Here is a 9,137-nt window from a genome sequence, read left to right as displayed (position 1 = left end):
TATAAGAGACAGTGTTCCCCCCTCCCGCGCCCCGATCACGCTAACCGGCCGCACCGATCCAGACAAGCGCTTGCTAGACAAGCCGCTTTCCGCCTTTACGGCCGGCCGGAACGTCAGCGTTCGGCGTCCGCAGACCCCGCCCCCGCACCGGCCGAACCGCAGGACAGGCCCCCCGGCCAGCGGGTGGGGGCCCGGCGCCGGAAGATCGACGGCGCCGGATAACTGTGTATCTTCACGGAAGCTATCGCCTCTTGTAATACCGAGGTTCGATCAACCGATAGCCCATCATCATCACGGCCGAGGTGAGCGATGGATCTACGCTACGTCCGCTACGCCCTCGCGATCGCGCGCGCGGGTTCCCTGCGCCGCTCCGCCGCCGCACTGCACATCTCCCAGCCCACGCTGTCCGAGCAGCTCAGAGCCATGGAGAAGGAGATCGGCGTCGAGCTGTTCAGCCGCTCGTCGAGCGGGGTGCGGCTCACCGAGGCGGGCGAGGCGTTCCTGGCCCAGGCCACCGTCGCGGTCGACGCCTTCGAGCGGGCCGTGACGGCCGCGAGGAGCAAGGGCCACGTCGCCCGCCTCGGCGTGGCCGACGGGCTGACCGACGTGGTGGCCCGCCTGCTGTCCCAGCTGCAGAACGGAAACCTGCGCGTCGCCCCGATGGGGACGGCCGAGCAGCTCGTCTCCATCGCCGACGGCGCGCTGCAGGCCGGGCTCGGCTACGCGCCCGGCTCCATGCCGAGGGGCGTGGGCCGCATGCTCGTGCACCGTTTCCCGGTGCACGCGCTGATGCCGCGTGCGCATCCCCTGGCCGCCGCCGGGACGCTGTCGCTGGCGGACCTGGCGTCGGAGCCGCTGGTCATGCCGGAGTCCGACGCGGTGGCCGGCGCCCGCCGTTTCCTCGAAGGGTTCGTACGCCACCGCCTGCACCCCCGCCTCGGCCCGTCGGCGGCCACGCACGACCTGGTCATCGACATGGTGGACTCGGGCGCGGGCTACGCCCTGTGCGTCCACGAGGGCACGAGGATCCCCGACACGCTCGCCTTCCTCCCCATCAAGGAGGAGGTCCCGCCCCTGGAGGTCGTCTTCCTCTGGAACCGCCAGGCCGACGTACAGGAGCTGGTCAGCGCGGCCCGCCACCTGGCCCGATCTGGATAGCGCTAGTATCTATTGATGCGCATCTCCGAACTGAGCGTCAGGTCCGGCGTGGCCATCCCCACGATCAAGTACTACCTGCGTGAGGGCATGCTCCACCAGGGCGAGCAGACGGCCCCGACGCGGGCCGCGTACGACGAGTCGCATCTGCGCCGGCTCCGCCTGATCCGGGCCCTGCTCGACGTGGGCAGGCTCTCCGTCGCCTCGATCAAGCAGGTCGTCGCCGCCGTCGACGACGAGTCGCTGCCCATCCACGAGATGCTGGGCATCGCCCACTACGCCCTCAGCCCCGGCGTGCAGCCGGATTCCGGCGAGGAGTGGCAGCGGGCCCGCGCCGAGGTCGACCACCTCGTCGAGGAGCTCGGCTGGAACGTCACGCCCAAGGCCCCCACCCGCGACGAACTGGCCCAGACGCTGGTCAGGATGCGCCAGCTCGGCCTCGCCGTGGACCTCGCGCCCTACGTCGAGACCGCGAGGAAGCTGGTGTCGGAGGTGGAGATGGACAAGATCCCGTTCGACGGCCCGCGCGACGCCGCCGTGGAGGCCCTGGTGCTCGGAACGGTCCTCTACGGCCGGGCGTTCGACGCGCTGCGCAGGATGGCTCAGGAGTCGGAGTCGGCCGACCGCCTCGGCCTGTAGCCCCGCGCCGCGACGGCTTCGAGCGCCGCGAGATACGCCGCGATCGCCGGCCGGGCCTCCGACCCGCGCCGGACCGCCGCGTAGACGTGCCGCCGGATGTCGTGCCCGGTCGGGGCCACGCTGACGACCCCCGCGGGGACGGGCAGCCGTGCGGCGCGGGGGACGAAGGCGATGCCCATCTCCGCTTCGACCAGGGCCAGGATCGCCGTCCAGTCGCCGGCCCGGTGCCGCACCCGGGGGCGGAACCCGGCGGAGGCGCAGGCGAGGTGCAGCATGCGGTCGCAGGCGTCGCCTTCGATGGTGCTGACCCACTCCTCGTCCCGCAGCCGCGACAGGCCGACCGTCGGCTCGCGCGCCGACGGGTGCCCGATCGGCAGGGCGAGGTCGAAGTCGTCGGTGCCCAGCTCCACCCTGGTGCATCGCGCGTCGTCGCCGGACGGCGCTCCCTCCGCCTCCACCTCGACGACCACGTCGAGCTCTCCGCCGGCGAGCCGGTCACGGCAGTCGGGCGCGGTGATCTCGCGGATGTCGACCCGCAGCCGTGGATGGCTGTCGCGGAGCATGAGAGCCGCCGGGATGAGCAGGGAAGAGATCGTCGAGGGGAAGGAGCCCACCGTGATCCGCCCCAGCTCGCCGTTCACGGTGGCCTGGACCTCCCCCATCGCCCGCTCGACCAGCGCGAGCATGGCATAGGCGTGCTCCACGAGCACGAGGCCGGCGTCCGTGAGGCGCAGCTTGCGGCCGTCGGCCTCGGCGAGCGGCACCCCGGCCTCACGCGTCAGCGTCGCCAGTTGCTGGGAGGCGGCGGACGGTGAGATGTGCAGCGTGGAGGCCGCGGCATGGAGCGTGCCCTGCTCGTGCAGGGCCACGAGCAGCTTCAGGCGAGCCGGATCGACCATGCACATCAACTTACCATTACCGGCCAGAAACATTTGATTGTCTTCACGATAAACGACCGGCAGCATGGGAGCCGAGCAGCCGAGAAGGAAGAGGTGCACGGCTGATGAAAGCACTCGCCCTGAGCGCGAGCCCCCGCAAGGACGGCAACTCACGCCTGCTGGCGGAGGCCGTACTGGAGGGGGCGGCGAGCCGCGGGCACAAGGTCGAGCTCGCCGATCTGTCCGACGCGGTCGCGGCGCCCCTGCGCGACTGCCGCACGTGCCGGCAGGCTGACGGCGCATGCTCGATCGGGGACGGCTACGAATCGCTGCTGCTGCGGCAGGTCCTTCCCGCCGACGCGCTCGTCCTGGCCACCCCGCTCTACTGGTACGGCATCGCGGGGCAGCTGAAGATCTTCATCGACCGCCTCTTCTGCTACCTCAAGACCGGCTACCCCGGCTGCGCGGACGTCAGGCGACGCCTCGTCGGCAAGCGGCTGGCCGTCGTGGTGAGCTCCGAGGAGACCTACCCGGGCTCGATGGTCGGCGTCACCGCGCAACTGCAGGAGCTCGCCCGCTACCTCCACCACGACCTGGTCGGCGTCGTGCGCGGCGTCGCCAACTCGCGCGGAGAGGTGGCACGCGACCCCGCCGATCCGCTGGCCCAGGCGTACGGTCTCGGAACGCGCCTGTTCGAAGGACACGTGAGCGACCACCGCATCGACACCGTCCGCGACGGTGTGGTGTGGCCCTGACCGCACCGGAGTCACAATGCTCATCCGGACATTTCATGACGTCCTGGGATCCGCGCACGACGTCGACTGGACCAACGGTACGAGCCGCCGCCTCCTCGTCGCGGCGGACGGACGCGGATACACGCTCACCGACACCTACGTGCGCCCGGGCACGACCACCCTCCTCCGGTACGACCGGCACCTCGAAGCCTGCTACTGCGTCGAGGGCGAGGGCCGGGTGGAGACGGCCGGCGGGCCGTTCGCCCTCGCCCCCGGCACGTTGTACGCGCCGGACCCGGGCGAGGAACACCGCCTGACCTCTGCCGGCGGGATGCGGCTGATCTGCGTGTTCAGCCCGGCGCTCAAGGGTGACGAGAACCACGACCTCGCGCCGGGACGCCCCTCCGGGTTCTGACGAACCCCATGCTCTAGACCATGCCGTTGGCGCGCAGGGTGCGGACCGCGCCGACCGTGGCGGCGCCGCGCCATTCGAGCGCCCCGGCGGGTGAGATGCGCGCGTAGTCGACGACCCACCCGCCGTCGTCCTGCTGCTCCCCCGCCAGCCGTACGAGGTCCGCGGCGATCACCTCGGGCTCGAACAGGCGGCGGGCCAGGCTGCCCGGCAGGGGCGCGAAGTCGAGCGGCCGCAGCGCCTCCTCCTCGGCGCCGCCCTCGACCGGCACCCGCCCGTCCGCCGGGATGTGACCGGCCAGCCGCTTGAGCAGCTCGGCCGCCTCCGGCCTGCTGTCGTGGACGGCGTCGAGGAAACGTACGCAGAACAGCAGCACGTACGCGTGCGGCATGCCCTCCAGCCGCTGGATCGCGTCGAGGCAGTGGCGGGTGACCCGCTCCAGCCACGGGTGTGCCGCGACGGCCGGGTCGTGCGCGGCGACCTGGTGGGCCGCGGCCGCCGTCACGGAGGTGATCTGCAGGGACGACACGGACGGGTCGCCGCTCCTCCACCAGGGAGCGCTGGCCTCGGAGACGGCGAGCGGGAACGAGAACGGCAGCCCGCCGTCGGGCAGCGTGACCGACTCCAGCCAGTCGCACAACGCCACCGCGTGCGGACCGGTGTGCGGGGCGACGTCACCGAACACCTCGAAGGCGTGCAGTGCGGCGCCCGGCTGGCTCTCGGGCGTGCGCAGGTCGGGTTCGAGGCCCCAGCCGTAGCCGCCGTCGGGGTTGCGGTAGGCGTCGAGGGCGGCCAGCACGGAGGCGGCGTCGCCCCCGCCCGTCATCAGGTCGTAGCGGCGGCGGTCAAGGACACGCGCGTGCCCGGCCAGGAAGCCGGGGATCGCGGAGAGGTTCACGTTCATACCGTCATCGTGCCCGGACCGCCGCCCGTGGTCTTGTAACTTCCGGACACGTCACTCGCGGATCGCGACCGGCCGTTTGAGCAGCCACAACGCCGCCCGCTGGAGAAGCGTCCGGTGGATCTCGTTGTCGTAGGACCTGGTGTCGTGGCCCAGCGCGTCGTAGAAGACCCGGCCGCGCCGGACCGGCCGCGCCCAGACGAGGGGCTGGCCGTTCGACGAGGCCAGCGGCTTGACGTCGGGCAGCACGTGGAGGTCGCTGTAGACCTCGTCGACCACGTCGAAGTCGCGCAGGCCGTCGACCACCGGATGCCCGCCGTGCACCCGCACCCCCGTCCACCCCAGCGGCGGATGGTGGGACTTGGGCCAGCTCCAGCAGCCGCCCAGGACGCGCGGCCAGCCCTGCCAGTCGTCGAAGCAGATCGACGCGGAGTGCATGCACAGCAGCCCGCCGCCCCGGTCGAGGTGGTCGAGAAGCGTGGTGCGGGCCTCGGCGGGTAAGGAGAAGGCCGATGCGGCCCGCTGGTCGGCGAAACGGTCGTGGCCCATCTGCCAGCGCAGCGCGTTGACGGTGATGAGCTGGACCTCCGACGGCTCGCTCAGCGCGCCCGCGATGTCCTCGGTGATCTCCGACTCGACCCCGACCTCGGAGAGCACTTCGGCGAGCGCCTCCGACGTGGCGGCGAAGTCGTGGAACAGGCCTCCTGAGAGGATGAGGTTTCTCGCCACACGTCCAGCCCATCACGCTTCCTGCGGCATTACCACCCCGTGAACTGTCACCTCCGGCGCGCGGCCCGCACGCGACCCCCGGCACGCACCCCGCCGCGGTGACGGGGCATGATGCCAGCGTGGACTTCGAGGAGCACCGCCCCATGCTGCTCGGGCTGGCCTACCGCCTGCTCGGGAGCATGTGGGACGCCGAGGACGTCGTACAGGAGGCGTGGCTGCGCTGGCAGGGCGCCGACCGCGACGGGATCAGGGAACCGCGGGCGTTCCTGGTGACCGTGGTGTCGCGGCTGGCTCTCGACCAGCTCCGCTCCGCGCGGGCCAAGCGGGAGTCCTACACCGGGCCGTGGTTGCCCGAGCCGGTGCTGACGTCGGAGGCCGGCCCTCTGGACACGGCCGAGCTGCGTGACACCGTCTCGTACGCCACCCTGCACATGATGGAGCGGCTCTCACCGCCCGAGCGGGCGGTGTTCGTGTTGCGGGAGGCGTTCGAGCTGCCGTACGACGAGATCGCCGGGATCATCGAGTCGTCCGTGGTCAACGCCAGGCAGCTGCACCACCGGGCGTCCACGCGGCTGGCCCAGGGGCGCGACAGGTTCCAGCCGACGACCGAGGACCACAGCAGGCTGCTGGTGAAGTTCATGGACGCGGCGAAGGGCGGCGACCTCGACGCGCTCACCAAGCTGTTCCACGAGGACGTCGTTTCGTGGAACGACGGCGGCGGCAAGGTCAGGGCGGCGCTGCGGCCGGTCTCCGGCCGGGGCAAGGTGCTGTCCTTCCTGTCGGCGCTGACGGCCCGGTACGCGTTCACGGACGTGGGGCTGATGGACGTCAACGGCCACCCGGCGCTCTGGACCCGGTCGATGGAAGGCGACCAGGTCGTGATGGTGAACGTGCGCGACGGCCGCATCCAAGACATCTACACCGTGCTGAACCCGGACAAACTGGTACGCGTGCACAAGACCTGAGCCCCGTCCGGACCCCGCCCCGGACGGTGCGGACGCCCGCACGACCTATAGTCGCGCATATGGATCTCGGCATCTCGGGCAAGGTCGCCCTCGTCACCGGAGGAAGCGCGGGCATCGGGCTCGCCGCGGCCAAGAGCCTCGCGCGCGAAGGCTGCGACGTCTGCGTCAGCGCCCGCAGCCCGGAGCGACTCGCGGACGCGGTGGTGGAGCTGCAGGAATACGGCAAGGTCGTGCACGCCGTGCTGGCCGACGTGGAGGACCCGGCCACCGCGCGGCGGGTGGCCGAGGAGACGCGCGACGTGCTCGGCCCGATCGACATCCTCGTGGCCAACGCGGGCGGCCCGCCGGCCGGCCGGTTCGACGAGGTGGGGCTGGAGGAGTGGGACGTCGCGATCCAGCGCAACCTGCTCGGCACCGTACGCCTCATCCATGCGGTCCTGCCGGAGATGCGAGCCCGCGGCTGGGGCCGGATCGTTACCGTCACCAGCAGGTCGGCCCGTGAGGCGATCGACGGCCTGGCGCTGTCCAACGCCACCCGCTCGGCCGTGGCCGGCGTCGTGCGCACGCTGGCCCGCGAGTCGGGCCGCGACGGCGTGCTGGTCAACAACGTCATGCCGGGCCCGATCGAGACCGAGCGGCTGCGGGAGCTGGCCGGCGACGACGAGGCGCTGCGGCAGCGGGGCGAGTCGGTGCCGGTCGGCCGCATCGGACGCGCCGAGGAGGTGGGCGACGTGGTGGCGTTCCTGGCGAGCGAGCGGGCGTCGTTCGTGAACGGGGTCTCGCTGCTGGTCGACGGCGGGGAGAGCCGCGTCATCGCCTGACGCCCGCGGCCTAAAGACGGCTGCTCGCCGGCCTTTGCGCGGACCTGGTGGAGCAGGTGCTCAGGCACCGCTTCGCACATGACATCCTTCCCTTAAGGGACGGAGTGCGACAAGGCAGGGGCGTAACGGCATGGAGAAGCCGGTCATCGTGACGGTGGACGACGACCCGGGCGTCTCCCGGGCGGTCGCCCGTGACCTACGGCGTCGCTACGGCCAGAACTACCGGGTCGTCCGCGCGGAGGCGGCCAAGGACGCCATCGACGCGGTCAGGGAGATGCGGCTGCGCGGCGACGAGGTGGCGGCCCTGCTGGCCGACTACCGCATGCCGCAGATGAACGGCGTGCAGTTCCTGGAGGCCGCGATGGACCTCTATCCGTACGCGCGCCGGGTGCTGCTGACCGCCTACGCCGACACCGACGCCGCCATCCAGGCGATCAATGTGGTCGACCTCGACCACTACCTGCTCAAGCCGTGGGATCCGCCGGAGGAGAAGTTCTACCCGGTGATCGACGGGCAGCTCGACGCCTGGCTGCGCACCGACAGGATCGAGCGGTCGGAGCTGCGCGTGGTGGGCGACCGGTGGTCCGCGCAGTCGTACAAGGTGCGCGACTTCCTGGCCCGCAACCACGTGCCGTACCAGTGGATGCTGGCCGAGGACCCGGAGGGCGAGCAGCTCGTCAGGGCGGCCGGCGAGGACTGCCGCCTGCCGCTCGTGGTGACCGCCGACGGCACGACGCTGCAGTCGCCCGACCAGTCCACGCTGGCCACGACGGTGGGGCTGTCGACCACCCCGGCCACCGACTTCTACGACCTGATCGTGGTGGGCGGCGGGCCCGCCGGGCTCGGCGCCGCCGTCTACGGCGCGTCGGAGGGGCTCAACACGGTGCTGGTCGAGGCGTACTCGTCGGGCGGCCAGGCGGGCCAGAGCTCCCGCATCGAGAACTACCTGGGGTTCCCCGACGGCGTCTCCGGCCAGCAGCTCGCCGACCGGGCACGTAGGCAGGCGCTGAAGTTCGGGGCGGAGCTGCTGACCGCGCGCAAGGTGACCGCGCTGGAGCCGCGCGGGCAGGCGCGGGTGGTCGGGTTCAAGGACGGCGGCGAGATCGCGGCCCACGCGGTGATCCTCGCGACCGGCGTCACCTACCGCCGGCTGCAGGCCCCGGGGCTCGACGACTTCGTGAGCCGGGGCGTGTTCTACGGTGCGGCCCTGACCGAGGCCCCCGCGTGCAGGGACACCGAGGTCCACATCGTCGGCGCGGCCAACTCGGCCGGGCAGGCGGCCGTCTACCTGTCGGGATTCGCGAGCAAGGTCCACTTGTTGGTGAGGAGTGATGGTCTGGAGAAGTCCATGTCTCACTACCTCATCGAACAGATCGCCGCGCTGCCCAACGTCGAGGTCCACCTCGAGACGGAGGTCGTCGGCGGTGGTGGCAGCGACCACCTGGAACGGCTGACCCTGTCGTCCAAGGGCGAGGAGCGCGTCGTCGACGCGCAGTGGTTGTTCGTCTTCATCGGCGCGGAGCCGTACACGTCGTGGCTGGGGGAGACGGTCGAACGGGACGCGCGCGGGTTCGTGCTGACGGGGCCCGACCTGGTCCAGGGCGGGCGGCGGCCGCGCAACTGGCCGCTGCGGCGGGAGCCGTACTACCTGGAGACGAACGTGCCCGGGGTGCTGGCCGCGGGCGACGTACGCGCGGAGTCGATCAAAAGAGTGGCCTCCGCCGTCGGAGAGGGCGCGATGGCCGTCACCCTCGTGCACCGCTACCTGGAGAAACATTGACATCCTCCCCTCGTAAACGAGGGGATTCCCACGGTCGCCCGTGAGGATTCCTGCTTCATCGCCGGTTGCCCCGTCCGAGAGGACTCTCGTTGAGGTCTGACACCAGCTCCACAGGCGTTTCAG

10 protein-coding genes are annotated in these 9,137 nt (G+C 71.4%); 7 read left to right on the top strand and 3 right to left on the bottom strand.

Annotated features, from left to right (window positions below; translation table 11 throughout):
* Positions 1 to 309: 309 nt before the first annotated feature.
* A complete protein-coding gene (locus tag GUY59_RS44410; RefSeq protein WP_138208226.1) occupies positions 310 to 1,158 on the top strand; it encodes a LysR family transcriptional regulator in 849 nt (282 codons plus the stop codon).
* Positions 1,159 to 1,173: 15 nt separating this feature from the next.
* A complete protein-coding gene (locus tag GUY59_RS44405) occupies positions 1,174 to 1,794 on the top strand; it encodes a MerR family transcriptional regulator (RefSeq protein WP_138208225.1) in 621 nt (206 codons plus the stop codon).
* Here the strand turns inward: GUY59_RS44405 and GUY59_RS44400 are convergent.
* Positions 1,758 to 2,693 (bottom strand): LysR family transcriptional regulator, encoded by a 936-nt coding sequence (locus GUY59_RS44400; protein WP_161715048.1) that lies wholly within the window; start codon positions 2,691 to 2,693, stop codon positions 1,758 to 1,760. The two genes, GUY59_RS44405 and GUY59_RS44400, sit on opposite strands and share 37 nt — an antisense overlap.
* A 104-nt stretch (positions 2,694 to 2,797) precedes the next feature.
* On the opposite strand from GUY59_RS44400, the gene GUY59_RS44395 reads away from it, so the two are divergent.
* The gene (locus tag GUY59_RS44395) at positions 2,798 to 3,427 is read left to right on the top strand and encodes a flavodoxin family protein (RefSeq protein ID WP_138208223.1); all 630 of its coding nucleotides are present in this window, start codon (positions 2,798 to 2,800) and stop codon (positions 3,425 to 3,427) included.
* 16 nt (positions 3,428 to 3,443) lie between these two features.
* Positions 3,444 to 3,821 carry an ectoine synthase gene (locus GUY59_RS44390; RefSeq protein ID WP_138208222.1) on the top strand — a complete coding sequence of 126 codons (378 nt, stop codon included), beginning with the start codon at positions 3,444 to 3,446 and terminating at the stop codon, positions 3,819 to 3,821.
* Between the two features lie 13 nt (positions 3,822 to 3,834).
* On the opposite strand, the gene GUY59_RS44385 is transcribed toward GUY59_RS44390, so the two are convergent.
* Positions 3,835 to 4,722, bottom strand: a complete 888-nt coding sequence (locus GUY59_RS44385; RefSeq protein WP_138208221.1) for a hypothetical protein — start codon at positions 4,720 to 4,722, stop codon at positions 3,835 to 3,837.
* A gap of 51 nt (positions 4,723 to 4,773) precedes the next feature.
* Positions 4,774 to 5,448: a ThuA domain-containing protein gene (locus tag GUY59_RS44380; protein WP_138208220.1), complete on the bottom strand. Its 675-nt coding sequence runs from the start codon at positions 5,446 to 5,448 to the stop codon at positions 4,774 to 4,776.
* Positions 5,449 to 5,567: 119 nt separating this feature from the next.
* On the opposite strand from GUY59_RS44380, the gene GUY59_RS44375 reads away from it, so the two are divergent.
* The 3 genes from GUY59_RS44375 (at position 5,568) to GUY59_RS44365 (ending at position 9,014) form a co-directional block, all read left to right on the top strand.
* Positions 5,568 to 6,413: an RNA polymerase sigma-70 factor gene (locus GUY59_RS44375; RefSeq protein ID WP_138208219.1), complete on the top strand. Its 846-nt coding sequence runs from the start codon at positions 5,568 to 5,570 to the stop codon at positions 6,411 to 6,413.
* A gap of 59 nt (positions 6,414 to 6,472) precedes the next feature.
* Entirely contained in the window at positions 6,473 to 7,234 is a 762-nt protein-coding gene (locus GUY59_RS44370; protein WP_132339547.1) for an SDR family NAD(P)-dependent oxidoreductase, read from the top strand.
* Positions 7,235 to 7,364: 130 nt separating this feature from the next.
* A complete protein-coding gene (locus GUY59_RS44365; protein ID WP_138208218.1) occupies positions 7,365 to 9,014 on the top strand; it encodes an FAD-dependent oxidoreductase in 1,650 nt (549 codons plus the stop codon).
* Positions 9,015 to 9,137: the final 123 nt, after the last annotated feature.

Source organism: Nonomuraea sp. K271, from assembly GCF_009908215.1.
Taxonomy (GTDB): domain Bacteria; phylum Actinomycetota; class Actinomycetes; order Streptosporangiales; family Streptosporangiaceae; genus Nonomuraea; species Nonomuraea longispora.
The sequence above is the reverse complement of the archived record's forward strand: the minus strand, read 5'-3'. Positions and strand labels throughout refer to the sequence as shown.